Origin of the sequence: Blastomonas fulva, from assembly GCF_003431825.1 — a bacterium.
GTDB classification, from domain to species: domain Bacteria; phylum Pseudomonadota; class Alphaproteobacteria; order Sphingomonadales; family Sphingomonadaceae; genus Blastomonas; species Blastomonas fulva.
The window spans coordinates 3,273,650-3,291,737 of the sequence record NZ_CP020083.1 but is presented as its reverse complement, the minus strand read 5'-3'; the positions used below and the strand labels follow the sequence as shown (position 1 = coordinate 3,291,737).

The 18,088-nt window shown below is 65.1% G+C and carries 16 protein-coding genes; 12 read left to right on the top strand and 4 right to left on the bottom strand.

The window, feature by feature from the left end; all coding sequences use genetic code 11:
• Positions 1-37 precede the first annotated feature (37 nt).
• The 10 genes from B5J99_RS15690 to B5J99_RS15645 are packed head-to-tail and all read left to right on the top strand — an operon-like array spanning position 38 to position 8,589.
• Positions 38-1,141 (top strand): DUF2855 family protein, encoded by a 1,104-nt coding sequence (locus B5J99_RS15690; protein ID WP_117352923.1) that lies wholly within the window; start codon positions 38-40, stop codon positions 1,139-1,141.
• Entirely contained in the window at positions 1,138-1,797 is a 660-nt protein-coding gene (locus B5J99_RS15685; RefSeq protein WP_117352922.1) for an HAD-IA family hydrolase, read from the top strand. The genes B5J99_RS15690 and B5J99_RS15685 overlap by 4 nt, the downstream gene beginning before the upstream one ends.
• A complete protein-coding gene (locus B5J99_RS15680) occupies positions 1,794-2,714 on the top strand; it encodes a cyanophycinase (RefSeq protein ID WP_117352921.1) in 921 nt (306 codons plus the stop codon). The genes B5J99_RS15685 and B5J99_RS15680 overlap by 4 nt, the downstream gene beginning before the upstream one ends.
• Before the next feature lie 6 nt (positions 2,715-2,720).
• Positions 2,721-3,683, top strand: coding sequence for a metal-dependent hydrolase (locus B5J99_RS15675; protein WP_117352920.1), 963 nt, complete (start codon positions 2,721-2,723; stop codon positions 3,681-3,683).
• Entirely contained in the window at positions 3,680-5,074 is a 1,395-nt protein-coding gene (locus B5J99_RS15670; RefSeq protein ID WP_117352919.1) for a cryptochrome/photolyase family protein, read from the top strand. The genes B5J99_RS15675 and B5J99_RS15670 overlap by 4 nt, the downstream gene beginning before the upstream one ends.
• Positions 5,075-5,099: 25 nt before the next feature.
• Positions 5,100-6,287, top strand: a complete 1,188-nt coding sequence (locus B5J99_RS15665) for a serine hydrolase domain-containing protein (RefSeq protein WP_069050134.1) — start codon at positions 5,100-5,102, stop codon at positions 6,285-6,287.
• A 9-nt stretch (positions 6,288-6,296) separates the two neighbouring features.
• The gene (locus B5J99_RS15660) at positions 6,297-6,818 is read left to right on the top strand and encodes a prolyl-tRNA synthetase associated domain-containing protein (RefSeq protein ID WP_117352918.1); all 522 of its coding nucleotides are present in this window, start codon (positions 6,297-6,299) and stop codon (positions 6,816-6,818) included.
• Between the two features lie 39 nt (positions 6,819-6,857).
• A complete protein-coding gene (moaA, locus tag B5J99_RS15655) occupies positions 6,858-7,868 on the top strand; it encodes a GTP 3',8-cyclase MoaA (RefSeq protein WP_054135961.1) in 1,011 nt (336 codons plus the stop codon).
• A 9-nt stretch (positions 7,869-7,877) separates the two neighbouring features.
• A complete protein-coding gene (locus B5J99_RS15650) occupies positions 7,878-8,126 on the top strand; it encodes a MoaD/ThiS family protein (protein ID WP_117352917.1) in 249 nt (82 codons plus the stop codon).
• Between the two features lies 1 nt (position 8,127).
• Positions 8,128-8,589, top strand: a complete 462-nt coding sequence (locus B5J99_RS15645; protein ID WP_117352916.1) for a molybdenum cofactor biosynthesis protein MoaE — start codon at positions 8,128-8,130, stop codon at positions 8,587-8,589.
• Between the two features lie 17 nt (positions 8,590-8,606).
• Here B5J99_RS15645 and B5J99_RS15640 read toward each other — a convergent pair whose 3' ends face one another.
• The 4 genes from B5J99_RS15640 to B5J99_RS15625 form a co-directional block, all read right to left on the bottom strand.
• Positions 8,607-10,658 (bottom strand): GMC family oxidoreductase N-terminal domain-containing protein, encoded by a 2,052-nt coding sequence (locus B5J99_RS15640; protein WP_117352915.1) that lies wholly within the window; start codon positions 10,656-10,658, stop codon positions 8,607-8,609.
• A gap of 77 nt (positions 10,659-10,735) precedes the next feature.
• Positions 10,736-11,464: a metallophosphoesterase family protein gene (locus tag B5J99_RS15635; RefSeq protein WP_069050128.1), complete on the bottom strand. Its 729-nt coding sequence runs from the start codon at positions 11,462-11,464 to the stop codon at positions 10,736-10,738.
• Positions 11,461-12,297: a diacylglycerol/lipid kinase family protein gene (locus B5J99_RS15630; protein WP_117352914.1), complete on the bottom strand. Its 837-nt coding sequence runs from the start codon at positions 12,295-12,297 to the stop codon at positions 11,461-11,463. The genes B5J99_RS15635 and B5J99_RS15630 overlap by 4 nt, the downstream gene beginning before the upstream one ends.
• A 96-nt stretch (positions 12,298-12,393) precedes the next feature.
• Positions 12,394-15,492, bottom strand: coding sequence for a TonB-dependent receptor domain-containing protein (locus tag B5J99_RS15625; RefSeq protein ID WP_245991651.1), 3,099 nt, complete (start codon positions 15,490-15,492; stop codon positions 12,394-12,396).
• 237 nt (positions 15,493-15,729) lie between these two features.
• Between B5J99_RS15625 and B5J99_RS15620 the strand changes: the two genes are divergently transcribed.
• Both B5J99_RS15620 and B5J99_RS15615 read left to right on the top strand, forming a co-directional pair.
• A complete protein-coding gene (locus B5J99_RS15620; protein ID WP_117351965.1) occupies positions 15,730-16,638 on the top strand; it encodes a tyrosine-type recombinase/integrase in 909 nt (302 codons plus the stop codon).
• A gap of 6 nt (positions 16,639-16,644) precedes the next feature.
• A complete protein-coding gene (locus B5J99_RS15615) occupies positions 16,645-17,838 on the top strand; it encodes an IS91 family transposase (protein ID WP_117351966.1) in 1,194 nt (397 codons plus the stop codon).
• Positions 17,839-18,088 lie beyond the last annotated feature (250 nt).

Below are 18,088 nucleotides of genomic sequence, written 5' to 3'. Positions count from 1 at the left end.
ATAGAGAATTGAACTGCTGCAACAAGGAAGCCAAACCGTGACCGACCAACGCTGGGCCATCGACATCGACCGCGATCAGATCGCCAATGCGCAGATCGTCGCCGCGCCTGAGCCCGAGCTGCCCGAAGGTGCGATCGAGGTGACGATCGAACTCTACGCCATGACCGCCAACAACGTTACCTACGCGGTGTTCGGCAAGCCGCTCGGCCTGTTCGGCAATGATCAGGGCTATTGGGACTTCTTCGCAGAGCGGGACACCCCTGGACGTCTGCCGGTCTGGGGGTTTGCCACGGTCAGCCGCAGCCATCACGATGGCGTGCCTGAAGGCACCCGGCTTTACGGCTATTTCCCGATGGCGAGCCATGCCGTGCTGATGCCGGGCAGGGTTGGTCCGCACGGTTTCACCGACATGACCCCGCGCCGCACCACGCTGCCGGTGATCTACAACCAGTATCAGCGGATCGATGCTCTGGGCGATTATCGCGCGCAGGATCATGATTACTGGCCTGTGTTCCGCCCGCTGTTCCTGACTGGCTGGCTGATCGCCGATCTGCTGGAGGACGAGAGTGACTATGGCGCGCAGCAGGTGCTGGTCGCCAGCGCATCGAGCAAGACTGCGATCGGGCTCGCTTATGCCCTCGGCCAGCGCTCGGCGCGGCCCCGGATCGTGGGACTGACCAGCGCGGGTAATGCCGCCTATGTCGGGTCGCTGGGGCTCTATGACGAGGTGGTCACCTATGACGCCATCGGAGCGATGGATGCGGGCAAGACCAGCGCGATGGTCGACATGGCCGGCAATCCGCAGGTCGCCGCCAGCGTGCACAACCATTTCGGCGATGCGCTCAAGGCCTCGATCGTCGTCGGCAAGTCGCACTGGGATTCGGCCGACGATGGCACGGCGATGGCAGGGCCCGCGCGGCAGATGTTCTTTGCGCCCGGGCGCAGCGAAAAGCGGATCGGCGAATGGGGGCCGGACCAGTTCCGGCAGAAGCTCGAGGCCGCATGGCTGGGCTTTGCCGATCTGGCGCCGCGGCTGCTGGGGATCGAGAAGCGCGCTGGCGCCGATGCGGCGCTGGCCGCCTATCGCGAGACGGTCGAAGGCAAAGCCGATGCCAAGACGGGGCTGGTCATCACCCCATGACGTTTTCTGCCGTGATTTTCGATTTCGGCGGGGTGATCACCTCGTCGCCCTTCGAGGCGTTCAACCGGCTGGAGGCCGAGCGCGGGCTGCCACGCGACTGCATCCGCCGGATCAACGCCACCAATCCCGACGACAACGCCTGGGCGCGGTTCGAGCGCGCGGAGATCGATGCGTCTGCCTTCGATACCGCCTTTGCTGCCGAAGCCGCTGCGCTGGGGCTGGAGATCAGCGGCGCAGATGTCATCTCGTGTCTGGCGGGCGATGTCCGCCCACGCATGGTCGCCGCGCTCGATGCCCTCAAGGGTGCAGGCTATACGCTCGGCTGCATCACCAACAACGTGCGCGCAGGCAAAGGGTCGGCGATGGTGTTCGATGACTCGCGCGCCGCTCAGATCGCCGCGATCATGGCGCGCTTCGACCATGTCATCGAAAGCAGCAAGGCGGGCGTGCGCAAGCCCGATCCGCGTATCTATGCGATGATGTGCGACGCACTGGAGGTTGCGCCCAAGGCCTGCATCTATCTCGATGACCTTGGAGTGAACTGCAAACCCGCAGCCGCGATGGGCATGGCCGCGATCAAGGTGACAGGCGAGACGCAGGCACTGGCCGATCTGCGCGCGCTGCTCGGTTTGCCCGGCGATTGGCCACGCGCATGATGCGGCCTCTGGTCGCGCTGCTGGCGTTGTGCGCGGCTCCGGCACTCGCCGATCCGGGGACGGTTGTCGCCGTGGGCGGCGCGCTCGAGGATGACAACGCTGCGGTGTTTCGTGCGCTGGTCGATGCGATGCCCGCCGATGCGCCCGGGATTGTCGTCATACCTGCAGCGTCGGGGTCGGCGGGAGGATCGGCGTCGCGCTTTGCCGATGCGCTCGCCCGGCATGGCGTCTCGCGCGACAGGGTGGATCTGGTGCAGGTCGCGCTGGTCGACGATCCCGAAACCCCCGACGCCGACGAATCCCTTTGGCGCGATGGCGGCAGCAATCCCGCCGAGATCGCCAGGATAGAGCGTGCCGGGCTCATCTGGTTTGCAGGCGGCGATCAGGCGCGGATCGTGGCGACACTGGTTAGGCCCGATGGCAGCGACACGCCAATGCTCGCCGCCATTCGCCAGCGACTGGCCGCTGGCGCAGTCATCGGCGGCACCAGCGCAGGCGCAGCGGTGCTGGGCGAGCACATGATCGGTTGCGGCAGCCCCGATGTCGCGCTTGTCGCGCCGGTCTCGCGCAATCTGGCCGACTGCGCCACCACCGAAGAAGGCGCGGCCGGTGCGCCTCTGGTGCTGGCCCAGGGCTTGGGCTTCCTCCCAGGTATCGTGTTCGACCAGCATTTCAGCCAGCGCGGCCGCCTGACGCGGCTGCTGCGCGCAGTCGCATGTATCGACGCGGAGGCGGTGACCGGAATCGGCGTGGACGAGGACACCGGCTTTGTCTTCGGGCTGGGCCGCGAAACCGGCCATGCGGTGGGCAAGGGCACGATCACGCTGGTCGACCCGTCCGACGGGCGCAAGACCTGTGATGGTGCGGTAATGGACAATGTCCGCCTCGCCCGCATTCCCGCCCGCACCGGAAACTGAACTGCCATGGACAATTTCACCCACGGCCTCGCCGGATGGGCGCTGGGGCAGGCCGGGCTCAAGCGGATGACCGGGCTTGCGGTGCCGACGCTTATCATCGGCGCGAACCTGCCCGATATCGATGCGGTGCTCAGCGTGCTGGGCACCCAGTCGCTGGCGCTGCGGCGTGGCCTCACCCATGGGCCGATCGCCCTGCTGATCCTGCCGCTGCTGCTCACCGCCGCGATGGTTGGCTTCGAGCGCTGGCAGGTGCGGCGGCGCAAGCGGCCAAGGTCGCGATTGCCGGTGCGACCGGTGCCGCTGCTGATCCTCGCCTATATCGGAACGCTGTCGCACCCCGCGCTCGACTACATGAACAATTATGGCATCCGCCTGCTCGAGCCGTTCTCGCCTCGCTGGTTCCACGGCGATACGCTGTTTATCATCGATGCTGTGCTGTGGACCATCCTGCCGTTGGGCATCTGGGCCTCGCGGCGCAGGGAGGCGGCGGGACGGAACGGCTGGGAGCGTCCGGCGCAGGCGGTGCTGGCGCTGGCGCTGGTCTATATCGCAGGCAATTTCGCGCTCTCGGCCAAGGCGGAGGCGGACACTGTGCAGGCCATCCGCAAGCAGCGCGGGATCACGCCCGATCTGGTTATCGCCAACGCAGTCCCGGTGCGCTTCTGGCATCGCGACATGCTATGGCGCGGCGATGATCTGATCGGCAGGGGCGCGTACAGCGCATTGGGCGCGCCCGCGCTCAGCCTGCAGGCTGGGCAGGCTGCGACCAACATGGCAAGCCCCTGGGTCGCGCGCGCGGCGGCGCAAAACTCTGAAGCGCGGGCCTTTTTGTTCTGGGCGCGGATCCCATATGCCAGGCTGACCGATATCCCGGGGGGCAAAAGAGTGACCTTGCGCGACGCACGTTTTGACAGTTCGCCGATTGCCGACCGGTTCACCGTGGTCGTCGATGTGAAGGGCAGGCCATGACCCGCCCCGCGATTGTCTGGCTGCGCCGCGACCTCAGGCTCGCCGATCAGGCAGCGTTCGTGGCGGCGGCAAGTGCGGGGCCGGTGATCCCCGTTTATGTCCTCGACGACGACACACCCAGGCACCGCAAGATGGGCGGGGCATCGCGCTGGTGGCTGCACCACAGCCTCGCCGCGCTTGATGCGGATCTGCGCAAGCTGGGCTCGCGGCTGGTGCTGCGCCGGGGCGCTGCTGCCGATGTGCTGGCCGAACTGGCGCGCGAGACCGGTGCGGCATCGGTGCACTGCGTGCGGCACTACGAACCCTGGTGGCGCAATGCCGAAAAGGCGCTGAAAGAGGCGCTGCCCGAGGGTTGCGCGCTCGAGCGGCATCACGGCAACTATCTGATGCCGCCCGGATCGGTGACCACCGGCAGCGGCCAGCCCTACAAGATCTACACGCCGTTCTGGCGCGCGCTGGCGCAGCACATGCCCCCGCCTGAGCCGCTGCCTGCTCCGAAGTCGCTCGACGCGCCCAAGGCCTGGCCGAAAAGCGATGAACTTGCAGACTGGAAGCTGCTGCCGACCAAGCCCGATTGGGCAACGGGCTTTGCCGAGGAATGGACACCCGGCGAGTCGGGGGCGGCCGAACGCGTGGATGCCTTTGTCGACAAGGCCAGGCATTACGAAGACCGCCGCAACCTGCCCTCGATCGAGGGAACCTCGCGCCTGTCGCCACACCTCCATTTCGGCGAGATTTCGCCTGCGACCGTCTGGCACGCGACGATGGAAGCGGGCGGATCGGTCGAGACATTCCTCAAGGAACTGGTCTGGCGCGACTATGGGCAGAACGTGATTGCGCAATACCCCGATTACGGCAGGGCCAACGCGCGCGAACCGTTCGATGCGTTCCCCTGGCGCGATGCCGATGACCCCGAGGTTCGCCGCGAGGTCGAGGCCTGGCAGCAGGGCCGCACCGGCTATCCGCTGGTCGATGCCGGAATGCGCCAGCTCTGGGCGACAGGCTGGATGCACAACCGCGTGCGGATGGTGGCGGCCTCGTTCCTGATCAAGCATCTGCTGGTCGACTGGCGCGTGGGCGAGACGTGGTTCTGGGATACGCTGGTCGATGCCGATTACGGTTCGAACGCCACCAACTGGCAGTGGACCGCTGGCACCGGCGTAGATTCGAACATGTTCGTCCGCATCATGGCGCCGCTGACCCAGTCGGAAAAGTTCGATGCCGCAGGCTATATCCGCCAGTGGGTACCCGAGCTTGCCGATCTTTCCGACAGCGCCATCCATGATCCGGAAGCGGCGGGCAAGTTCATCAAGGGCTATCCCAGGAAGATCATCGCGCATAAACAGGCGCGCGAGCGCGCGCTGGCGGCGTATGCGGCGATGAAATCATGAAAGACATAAAAGAGGAGACAGGGTGATGCGGGTTTGGACGAGTTTTGCAGCGGCGTGTGCGCTGGCGGTGGGCGCAGGATCGATTGCGGTTGCCAAGGAATCTGCCCCGGCGGTCAAGGCGATCCAGCAGATGAGCCCCGCCGAGATGGAGCGGGTGCGCACTGCGGGCGCGCAGATCCTGTTCTGGTCCGACGCGCAGCGCTCGGCCAATTTCCGCAGCATGGAGGCGCAGTTCCCCGGCACCACCGCCAAGGCAGGAACGCCGCGAGCGCTGCCCAAGGGTGCGGCGCTTCCCGTGAGCGATGCCGAGATCGAGGCCTTCATGACCGCGCAGAATGTCGCCGGGCTGATGGTGATCCAGGACGGCAAGGTGCGGCTGGAGCGCTACGGCCTGGGGCTGGGCGCGCAGGATCGCTGGACCAGTTTTTCGGTCGCCAAGTCGTTTACCTCGACGCTGGTCGGCGCTGCGGTCAAGGATGGCCTGATCACCTCGGTCGATGATCCGGTGACCAAGTACGTCCCCGAGCTCAAGGGCAGCGGCTATGACGGGGTGTCGGTCAAGCAGATCCTGACGATGACCTCGGGGGTCAAATGGAACGAGGATTACACCGATCCCAACAGCGATGTCGTCAAGATGCTCTCAGTTGCGGTGAAGCCCGGCGAGGATCCCAACAGCGCATACATGAAGACGCTGCCGCGCGAGGCCGAACCTGGAACCAAATGGGTTTACAAGACTGGTGAAACCAACCTCATCGGCGTGATCGTCCAGCGCGCCACCGGCAAGACGCTGACCGAATATGCCGAAGAGAAGATCGTCAAGCCTGCGGGCTTCGAGGGCGATCTGTTCTGGATGGTCGATTCCGCCGGGCAGAATGTCGGCGGATGCTGCCTCTCGATCCGGCTGGCGGACTATGCCCGCATGGGGCTGTTCGCGATGGAAGGCGGCGCAGGCCAGGTGCCCGAGGGCTGGTTTGCCGAAGCCGGCAAGGAACAGGCGCCGATCGGCCTGCCGGGCTTTGGCTATGGCTATCAGTGGTGGACCTATCCCGGCGGTGCCTGGGGCGGACAGGGCATCTTCGGCCAGGCGATCCTGATCGTGCCGGAGAAGAAGCTGGTCATCGCGGTGGTCAGCAACTGGCCCAAGGCGAGCGGGGCAGATCTGCGTATCCCGCAGCTGCAGTTCTTTCAGCAGCTTGCCATGGCGGCGGATTGATCAGGACCGATGACCGACGACAGCCGCCTGCACAAGGAACTGACCGCCGCCGGGATCGCATTCGATCAGGTCGAGCATGAAGCCGTCTTCACCGTGCTGGAAAGCAGCGCGGTGGAGCGGCTGGTGCCCGGTGCGCACACCAAGAACCTGTTCCTGAAGGACGCGGGCGGGCAGTTCTATCTGGTGACGGTGCTAGCCGAAAAGCAGGTCGATCTGGGCGCGCTCAGGCATATGGTGGGGGCAGGGCGATTCAGCTTCGGCAGCGCGGACGAGATGATCGAGCTGCTGGGGATCACCCCGGGCTCGGTGACGCCGCTTGCCGTATTGAACGACGCGCGCGGGCGGGTGCAGCTGGTGCTCGACGAGGTGCTTGCAGCGCAGCCCCGCGTCAATGTCCACCCCTTGCGCAACACCGCGACTTTGGGGCTATCGGGGCTGAATCTGGTGCGGCTGCTGGTGCGCTGGCGGCATGCGCCGCTGATCGTTCCTGTCCCCAACAAGGCCCCGGCGCCCGAGCAATCCCAAAATTGAGGGTGGGCGCTGGCCGATGCTTGCTGTAGTCCTCACTGAATGACCCTGGTAACCGCCCGTCCGCTGATCGACAGCTTTTCGCGCACGATCAGCTATGTCCGCCTTTCGGTGACCGATCGCTGCGACCTGCGCTGCTCTTACTGCATGCCCGAGCGGATGCAGTTCCTGCCCAAGGCCGAAGTGCTGAGCCTTGAGGAGTTGCACCGGCTGGGCCTCGCCTTCATCGCGCGCGGCGTGCGCAAGATCCGGCTGACCGGGGGCGAGCCTCTGGTGCGGCGCGATCTGATGACGCTGATCGGGAAGCTGGGTCGCGAGCTGGGCAATGGGCTCGACGAACTGACGCTCACCACCAACGGGACGCAGCTCAAGCAGCACGCGGGCGCTCTGGTCGATGCCGGGGTCCGCCGGATCAACATCTCGCTCGATACGCTCCAGCCCGATCTGTTCGCGAAACTCACCCGCCGCGATGCGCTGGCACAGGTGCGCGAAGGCATCGATGCGGCCGACCGTGCGGGGCTCAAGATCAAGCTCAACACCGTAGCGCTCAAGGGTCTGAACGAAGAGGAGCTGCCCGCGCTGATCGGCTGGGCGCACGGCCGCGGCTTCGATGTCACGCTGATCGAGGTCATGCCGCTGGGCGAGGTCGAGGAAGACCGGTTCGACCATTACCTGCCGCTCACCGCGGTGCGCGACCGGCTGGAACAGGACTGGACACTGCAGCAGAGCCCGCACGACAGCGGTGGCCCTGCGCGCTATGTCGATATCGCCGAAACCGGCGGGCGGCTGGGCTTCATCACCCCGCTGACCAACAATTTCTGCGCCAACTGCAACCGCGTGCGCGTTACCGCGACGGGGCAGATCTTCATGTGCCTCGGCCAGAACGACCAGGTCGATCTGCGCGCCGCGATGCGTGGTCCGGACAGCGAGGCGGCGCTCGATGCCGCGCTGGATCGCGCAATCGCAAGAAAGCCCGAGCGGCATGATTTCCACATCGATGCCCCCGGCGCGGCACCCGCGCTGGCGCGGCATATGTCGATGACCGGCGGCTGAGCGCGGACCATGGCACAATTGCTGTTCTTTGGCCGTCTGGGTGATCTGGCCGGCGGGACCGAGCGGATGCTGGGCCTGAGCGAGCCGCAGGCGATTGCCGATCTGATCGGCATTATCGGGCAGAGCGACGACCTGCTGGGCAGCGCGCTCGCCGAACCGCGCATCCGCTATGCAATCAACGGCGCGATCGTCGATGCCGATGCGCTGGTCGAGGACGAAGACGAGCTGGCGTTCCTGCCGCCCGTCAGCGGGGGCTGACATGCGCTGCGACATCCGCATCCTGAGCGAGGGCTTCGATCCGGAGGCCGAAGTGGCGGCGTTCCGCGCGTCGCTGGACGCTTCGGGCGCGATGGTCAGCTTCACCGGTATGGTGCGGCCATCGGGCACCGATGGCGCGGTGAGCGCGCTTTGCCTGCAGCATTATCCCGGGATGACCGAGCGCGGCATTGCCGAGGCGGTCCAGGGGGCTGCAAACCGCTGGCCGCTCGAGGCGGTGCTGGTGATCCACCGGGTCGGGGAGATGGCACCGCGTGATCCGATCGTTCTGGTCGCCACCGCCAGCGCGCACCGCCGCGCGGCTTTCGAGGCCGCCGATTTCCTGATGGATTTCCTCAAGAGCCGCGCGCTGTTCTGGAAGAGCGAGACCGGGGCTGCAGGCCGCAACTGGATCGAGCCGCGCGACGACGACTATGCCGATGCCGCACGCTGGGACGCGGACTGACAGCAACGCTTGCCGGGTCAGCCGAACACCCGCCTGCCATGAGTCACCCGGTCGGCCATCGCCATGGTGGTCAGCTGCGCGTTGACGCGAATGCAGCTGGGCATCACGCTCGCGTCCGTCACCAGCACGTTGGTGGTGCCGTGCACCCGCTGGTCTAGATCGACCACGCCCTTGGCAGGGTCCGCGTTGATCGCATTGCCGCCATGCGGGTGACTGGAAGACAGCACGACGTCATCGGGTTCCTCGATATGCTTCCAGTAGAATTCGTCGATCTCGGCATCGGTCATGCCTGCCCTCAGCGTCTCGCCGTGCAGCAGCGCGGGGTAGACCTCGGTCGCACCCCCCGCAAAGTGTATCTTGGTCAGCGTCGACAGCGCGCGGCGAAGCACGGCAAGATCGGTCGGCTTGAGCTCGAAACCAAGCTTGCCCTTTTTGATCTCTCCCAATCGGTCGGCGGGGAATAGCGCGCCTGCCGAAGCCAGCCGGTTGTAGTTGAGCATCCGGCGGAAGTGCTCGTCGAACCAGCCCGGCACCAGCGAAGCCATGCTCATCGGCGGCTGGAAATGGCTCTCGATCAGGAAGTCGCCGCGATCGATGAAGGTCGCCATCTGGTCCTCGTCCCAGGCGTTGACCGGATCGGGCATCAACGCAGGCACAGGGCAGGCGATGTTGAGCGAGATGCCCTTGCCGGTGCCTTCGATGCCGCTCGCTGACAGGATGTTGCTCGATGCGATGGTGCCGGCGGCGACGACCACGCCCTTGGTGACCCTGATCGTCTTGCCGCGGCCATCGGGAAGCATCACCTGCACCGATGTCGCCACGCGCCGTCCGTCTATGACACGGTCGCCCCAGCCGATCTGCGCGACCTCGGCATGCGCCAGGATGCGCGCCTTGCGTCGCGCGCTGAGCGTCGCGTGCCGCAGGAGGCTCTCGGGCATCGCGCGCTTGCGTCCATAGGGGCAGCCGGTGTTGCAATAGCCGCACGAGACGCAATGATTGGGTTCGGTCTTCTGCCCCCAGTTCTTGCGGAACCAGCCCGAGATTGCACGCTGGTCGAGCGGATCGGTGGATCCCGCGCGATAGGCGTTCCACCCGTCAAGCAGCCGGGTGCCGTTGTTGCGCCCCAGCCTTCTGTCGATCTCGTGTACGCCCAGCCGCTGCTCGACCCGGCAATAGCTCTCCTCCAGCGCTTGCGGTTCCACACCCGCGCCGAGCGCGCGCCAGGTGGCCAGCACGTCATTGGCATCGGGATGGGTTTCGCCCTCGCGCTCGAGCCTGAGGCAGATGCCATTGTTGACCACGGTGGAGCCGCCGACCGTACGCCCCTGAAAGACTATGATGTCGCGGTTGCGCGTTGTCTGGATTGCTCCGTCCTTGAACAGGCTCGAAGACATGTGCGCCTCGTTGGGGGTCATCCGGCTGCTGGGCATGTAAGGACCGGCTTCGACCACAAGGACCTCATAGCCCTGATCGGCAAGGTTCGAGGCAGCGACCGCGCCGCCCGCGCCCGAGCCGATGACAATCACCTCGACGCTGTCGGGGATCGCATCTTCGCCAACAAACACCGTGTGAGGAAGGTCGTTGCCGACATGCTCCTCGATCAACGGATCATCGGGGGTCCCTGCACGGGCCCGGTGGCGGGGCAGGGTGAAGCCGATCGCATTGAACACCGGGTTGGCACGATTGGCGTCTTCGGAGGCTGCGTCGCTGGCATTTTCGTCGTCCTGGTCGAGCCAATGGCCGTAATAGCCCGCATAGACGATGCCGCGGATGCGGGCCATGTCCTGGAACAGATCGATCCGGCTGTTCTTCAGCCGCCGCTCGATCCGCCAGATGCGGAAAGGACGCGGGGCAAAATGCCAGATCGGACCACCCAGTACCACCCAGGTCGCGATCACCGACAGCGCGGTATCGCGCGGCGTGTCGCCTTCGATATTGGCAAAAAGGCGCTGCAGATTGTCGACCACCTGGCGGGGACTGATCGCCATCTGTGCGGGTTCGACAAACAGCGTTTCGGCAAGCCTTCGCCAGATTGCCGCCTCGAACGGATTGAACGGTTTTCTGAGCATGCTGCGAATCCCCCCGGTGTCGGAGGATAAACTAGCAGGGCGAATGTCGATTGTAAGTTTTGGACGATTATGGCGCGTTAATTCATCGTGCAGACCGTGGCGGACAGGCTGCCGCCCTCGACCGTGATGCGGTTGAACGAGGGTCGCGAGGTCCGGACGCGCTCGGACAATGTGCCTGCGCCGATCAGTCTCACCGGCCCATAGGCCGTCGTAACACGCTGGTCGAACGGATCGTGGACATGGCCGGACAGAACGGCATGCGCACCTGCCGCAGCAATGGCTTCCAGCGCCGCGCGGCCGCCCGTGGTGCGCCCGCTGGTGCGGGTCGCAGCCTCGATCAGCGGGTGGTGCGTCAGCACGATCCGGCAGGTGTCATCGGGGCCTGCTTCGAGCGATTGCACAGCATTGTGCAGCGCGCGGCTGCCGACTTTGCCCTTGGACCAGTTGAGACGCCATTGCGCGCGCGCAGTGGTGGGGAGCGAGACCAGATGGACGTGATCGATGCTTACGCCATCGTGCAACTGCTCCTGCAGCCGCATCACCCGGCCATAAGGCCGCCATATGCGCCGGACGGGGTTGAAATAGGGCAGGTCGTGGTTGCCGGGCTCGATCAGCACGGGCACGCCCAGCGCAGTTAGCCAGCTTTGCGCAGCGGCGAACTCGCGCGAGCGCGCACGCATGGTCAGATCGCCGGTGATCACCACCGCCTCGGGCGCGTCTTCCTCGACACAGCGCGTGAACCAGTCGAGCGCGGCGCTGTCCTCGGCTCCAAAATGCAGATCGCTGGCGTGGAACAGCAGCGTCATCGGTCGGCAGGTCCTCGTGTATCGATGAAGTTGTGCGGCGCGCGGCCTAGCACCAAGGTATCGCCCGGAGCGCAATCTGCAGGTTCGCCATCGATCAGCAGGCCGATGCTGTCGGCTTCGCTGACCAGCGTCGCGCGGCTCGCCTCGCCCAGATCGACACGGGGTCCATCGCGAAAGTCGCCATCAAGCCAGGCGCCGGCGTGCGCGATCACCTCGCCGATGCTCGATGCGGTAAACCCGCACAGCGCCAGCGTGTTTTCACGCGGCGCCGCGAAGATCGCAGGGTAAGTGCCATCGTGGCCCTCGATGCCGACCTGCGGTCCGCTCAGGCTTTCGGATATCGCAGCCGGGATGGTGGTGAACACCAGATCGGCAACGTCGGCACGCCGGGCATTCTCGCGGACCTTGGCCCAGCTCGTGGTGGGGCCTGCGATCACGCCGACATAAGCGATGTTCTCGCCGATCTGGACCGTGTTGAGCCGCCGCGTGTGGCGGTCGCGACAGGCATATGCGATGATATCCTGGCACGAATGCTCGCCATGCAGCGCGCGCGCCAGCAGGTTCATCGTGCCTCCAGGCAGGATCAGAACATCTCCGTCCCAGCCTTGCGCCGCCTTGAGCGCGCTGTTGGTGGTGCCGTCGCCCGCATAGATTGCCAGGATCGACACCCCCTCGGCCTCAAGCCGTTCGGGCGTCGGCAGTGTATCGTCGGGGCAGCGGACGACGCAGTCCACCGGCTGTCCGCCATCGGCGAAGCGGGTTACGATATCGGCGATCACGTCAGCATCGTAGCTGCCGCTTGCCTCGTTCACGATGAGCCATGTGCCTGTCATGCGCGCTCAACGCACCAGACCGCCGAAAGGTGCCACAAAAAAGGGCCGCGCTCCCCAAGGAAACGCGACCCCTTTTTATTCGACGACTTCAGGCGATCAGAACTTGGCGCCCGCCGCCATGAAGAAGGTCCGGCCGATGCCGCTGACCGGATAGGCAGAGCTTGCCAGGTACGGTTCGCGGTCGGACACGTTGTTGATGCCCGCGGTGATCGTGAAGTTCTCCGCGACGTCAAAGCTGGCAGCGATGTTATGCAGCCAGTATTCCGGAGCGAAGCCTGCCGGACCGAACTCGGTCTGGATACGCTCGATCTGGATCACCGATGCGGCCGCCTGCTTGCCGACATATTGCAGCGAATAGTTCAGCGTGAACCGTCCGCGGTTGTAGGTCACCGATCCCACGCCTGACCATTCGGGCGCGCCGAGTTCGTTGAGGCCGGGATTGACCAGCGTGGTATCGACCGGATCGAAGAACCGGTTGACCTTGTCGGTCCAGTTGGCCGCGATGTTCAGCGCAATGTTGCTGCCGCCAATCGAGAAGCGGTAATCGAGCGAGGCATCGATGCCTGCGGTTTCGATCTTGCCGAAGTTGAGCTGGGTCTGGCGCAGGAAGTTGAACCCGAAGGTCGTCGGTCCCGAGCCAGGTCCGTTGCGCGTGAACAGGTCGCAGAACTGGTTGGGGAAGGTGGTGTTGTCATAGCAGGTGTTGACGATGTCCTGCGCGGTGACCGCTGCGATCGCGTCCTCGATCTTGATCGAGTAGTAATCGACCGACACGGTCAGGCCGGGCAGGAAGCGCGGCTGCAGCACGCCACCGACGGTGAAGGTCGTGGCGGTTTCCTCGGTCAGGTTGGGATTTCCGCCGCTGGTTCCGGAGAAACGCGCGGTCAGCGGATCGTTGTAGTTGGCGAGGAAGGTCGTGGGGTTGGCGATCCCCAGCGCGGTGGCTGCCGCGATGCAGTTGGGCAGGCGGTTGGGCGTGGCCGACTGGTTGATCAGATCGCACGGATCTGCCGGACGGAAGGTCGCACCCTGCGCCGGATCGAACAGTTCGGCGATATTCGGTGCGCGAATGGCGCGCGAATAGGTGCCGCGGAAGCGGATATCAGGGATCGGTGCCCAGATGCCGTTCACGTTCCAGGTAAACGCGCTTCCGACCGTCGAATAATCCGAATAGCGCGCTGCGCCACCCACGGTCAGCTCGTGGAAGAACGGCGTGTCCTTGAGGATCGGGATCGAGATTTCACCGAATGCCTCGATCACGTCGAAAGATCCGCCGGCATTGAAGGTGCGGGTCTGGGCGTCGAAGATCAGCGACTGGTTGTCAGAGATATCGCCGATGAACGCACCCGCCGGACCTGCGGGCGAGCCTTCGGGAAGCAGGCCAAGCTCGAGATCGCTGAACCGCGAACGCGACTTTTCCTTGCGGTACTCGCCGCCGACCGCGAACTGGATCGCACCGCCGGGCAGATTGAAGAAGCCGCCGGTATCGCCGCTGACGAGGCCGGTGAACACGATCTGCTCAAGCCGGAAGCGGTCGGTGGTGGGCGTCGTGATGAAGTTCACCGCTTCTGCGCTGACCGAATTCTGCCCTGCCAGAATGTTGGCCGGGCGGCACTGGCCATCGCCGGGACGGAAGGTGAAGAAGCCGGGTGCAATCACCGGGAAGATTTCGCTGCCCGGATGCGGAACGCCACTGATGTCCGACCGGCAGATCGGCTGGCCGTTGGGGCCACGCACCACGTCGATCGCAGCGAACAGGCGGTCGTACCGTACCGTGTTGCCCTGGGTCACCTGGCTATCGGTGCGGCCGTAGTTGCCGACCAGTTCGTACTTCAGGTGATCGGTGATATCACCGGTCAGACCGCCGACGATGCGATAGGTTTCGCGCTTGGCCCGCTGGATGTTGGGACCAAGATCGAGGAAGTCACGGCTGACGCGCAGACCGCCTGCCTGGTTCGCATCCGCCTGCAGCACCGCCGGAATGAACGGGTTGTCGGGGAAGATCAGCAGGCTGTCGTAGAAGGTGTTGTAGTTGTTGCGCGAAATGGTGGTGTTGCGCGCATATTTGGCGTCGATGAACACATTGGCTGCAGGCGAGAACTCGTAGTTCGCGCGCAGGTTCGCGAAGATGCGCTCGCTTTCGGGGATCAGCGAGGTTTCGTTGGTGCGTTCGACCGCGCCATCGCCACCGAACTGGTTGGACCCGGTCGAAATGACGCCGTCTTCGAAGATCTTCACGCCGCCGCCGGGGGTCGAGACATAGCAGCCGCCGCCGCCAAAGCCGGTGAGGCCGATATAGCTTTCGCGGCAGTCGTTCACGCCGTTGCGATTGATGTCGGCATTGAAGAAACCGAAATCGTTGCGGAAAATCAGGCCCTGGCCCGAGCTGATCGCGAACTTGGGATCGGCTCCGATGACGAACAAAGGTGCGTTCGCCGCGCGGTCGATCAGCGCCTGTTCGGCTGCGGTCGGCGTGCGCCCGGGGAACTGGGTGGCGAACTGGGCCGCGGTGGGGATGGCAAAACCGATCGGGAAGCGCCCGGCGGCCTGCGAGAACCGCGTTGCGAAGTTGGGCGTCGCAGCGGCGCTGATATCGCCGCGCTGGAAGCGACGATCGGGGTTGGCATACGTGGTGCTGTTGTTGCCGCGGCCGTTGTCACGGGTGAAGTCACGCTGGCCGAACAGCACTTCGAGGTCCTTGGCATAGCCGGCCGAGAAAGTGATGTTACCGCGGCCGTCGCCGAAGTTGTGCCCGATCGTGCCGTCAAGCCGGTAGCTGCCGCCCGCGCCCTGCGATGCCATGCTGGCAAAGCCGTCGAGTGCGATGCCTTCGAAATCCTTCTTGAGCACATAGTTGACCACGCCGGTGACCGCGTCCGCGCCATAGATCGCCGATGCGCCGCCGGTGAGCACTTCGACGCGCTCGATCAGTGCTGCCGGGATGGTCGACACGTCGACGGTCTGCTGGCCGGCAACGCCCGAAACGTGGCGATAGCCGTCCACGACTACCAGGGTGCGGTTGGAGCCAAGCTGGCGCAGGTTGAGCGTGGCCTGGCCGATGCCGCCGCCGCCGCGTTCGATCGAGTCAGCGACCGTGCCCGAGGAGATCAGCGCGGGGATCTGGCGCAGCGTTGCCGTGGGATCGGAGTTGCCCGCTGCTGCGAGTGCCTCTGCAGTCACGGTGCTGATCGGCAACGGTGCTGTGGCATTTGCATCACGAGACAGGCGGCTGCCGGTGACCACGATGGTGCCTTCGGTGGCCTCTGCGGTCGCTTCGACCTGTTCCTGAACATCCTGAGCGGTGCACGAACCCGCTTCGCGGGAGTGGTGTTTGGGGTGAAGCTAAGCTGACGGCGCGGGCGCAGCGCCTGGATTGAACAGTGTCCGTGGTGGGCAGACCATTTCGACTCCTTCAACCTGAGGAGTCGAACGATGAACGAGCTTATAGCGATCGGTACGGTCAGCCCGCTGCGCCAGCGGTTGATCGAGGACATGAACATGCGGCGCTTCAGCCGCGAGACGCAGCGCAACTATATCCGCGATGTTGGACGTTTCGCCACATGGCTGGGACGCTCGCCGCACACGGCAACTGCAGAGGATCTGCGGCGCTTCCAGATCGACCAACGCGAGACCGGCGTTCCGGTGCCGACGATGAACAGCATAGTTGCAGCGCTGCGGTTCTTCTTCACCCACACGCTGGATCGGCCCGATCTGGCGCGCAAGCTGGTGCGCACTTCGCACGCCCGCAAGATCCCCGTGGTGCTGACCCAGGACGAGGTGAAGCGGTTGCTGGAGGCCACGACCTGCCTCAAGCATCAGGCAGCGCTGTCGGTTGCCTATGGCGCGGGACTGCGCGTCGGCGAGGTCTCGGCGCTCAAGGTGCGCGACATCGACAGCAAGCGCATGGTGCTGCGTATCGAGCGTGGCAAGGGTGGCCGATATCGCAACGCCATGCTGCCCGAAGGCCTGCTCGTGCTGCTGCGCGAGTGGTGGCGCGCCGGACGACAACAGGGCGTGTTGCATGCAGACAGCTGGCTTTTCCCAGGCAGAAGCGCGCTGCTGCCGATCAGCACCCGGCAGCTGTATCGCGTCGTCGTCGAGGCAGCCGAGGCAGCGGACATCACAAGGCGGGTCGGCCCGCACACCTTGCGGCACAGCTTCGCCACCCATCTGCTGGAGGACGGGGTCGATATCCGCGTCATCCAGGCGTTGCTGGGCCATGCCAAGCTTAACACCACCGCTTTCTACACACAGGTGGCAACCAAGACGATGCGAGCGGTGATCAGTCCGCTCGACAGGCTGGCCTTGACCTCATCCACCGCGCAGGTGCCCGACGGCTGAGGCCCGGTGCGCACCTCCATAGAGGTGGCCGACATCTTCCGCGTTGCAGGGCCTGGCTATCGCATTGCCCATGCCGGGCATCTGAGCCTGCACCAGCTCAAGATCATGTCGGCCGTCGAGCATTGCCGCACCGCTACAATGGGCGGTCACGTCGAAGCCTGCACAGACTGCGGGCATTGGCGGATCGCCTATAACAGCTGTCGCAACCGGCATTGCCCCAAGTGCCAGGGAGCAGCCGCGCGTACCTGGCTGGCCGAGCGCGAGGCCGACCTGTTGCCGGTGGGCTATTTCCACGTCGTGTTCACGCTCCCGGCACAGGTCAGCGCCATTGCGTTCCACAACAAGGCGCTGCTCTATGACCTGCTGTTCAAGGCCGCCTCCCAGACGATGCTGACCATCGCCGCCGACCCCAGGCATCTGGGCGCACGTATCGGCATTACCGCTGTACTCCACACCTGGGGCTCGGCGCTTACCCATCATCCGCATGTCCATATGATCGTGCCCGGCGGCGGTATCGCGCGTGATGGCGAGCGCTGGATATCTGCGCGCCCGGCCTTTCTTCTGCCCGTCCGTGTCCTGGGCGCCCTGTTCCGCCGCCTGTTCCTCACGCGGCTGATCGCGCTCCACGATGCCGGCAAGCTCGGGTTCTTCGGCAGCCTGGCGCATCTCGCCGAGCGGCGGGCCTTTCTGCGTCATCTGTCACCGGTCCGCAGAAAGCGCTGGGTGGTCTATGCCAAGCCGCCCTTTGCAGGACCTGAGGCGGTGCTCGCCTATCTGGCGCGCTATACCCACCGCGTCGCCATCTCGAACAGCCGCATCCTCCGCTTCGACAGTGAAGGCGTCACGTTCCGCTACAAGGATTATCGCCGCAATGGCGCGCAGCGCCAGCAGGACATGACCTTAGGCGCCGACGAGTTCATCCGTCGCTTCCTGCTGCACAACCTGCCACGCGGGTTCCACCGGATACGCCATTACGGGCTGCTGGCCGGTGCGACCCGCAAGGCCCATCTCGAACACGCCCGCCGACTGCTGGCGGTTGCGCCACCTGCCATCGATGACACGGCTGTCGATCCGCCGGACCATCGGCCACCGTGCCCGTGCTGCGGTGGCAGCATGGTCATCATCGAGACTTTCGAGCGCAGATATCAGCCGCGCGCACCACCGCATCCTGTCAACGCATCCGGGAGAACATCGTCGTGACCCGGCACGGCCTGCCTTCAACCGGCCCCGAAGCGACCGTGCTTCGGGGAGCACAGAGCACTGCGCCATCACCCACCAAAAGCAGACCTGCGCCCTCCAAAATCGGACGGTCCGATTTACGGCAACCCGCTCGTCACCCCAAAAGCAGCCAGTCCGCTTTCAGTTCCGTCCGCTTATCGGCAGCACCCACCGCTGCTCCCACAAGCCCAAAATCGAAATCCCCATAGACATCAGCACCTGACGACCGCGG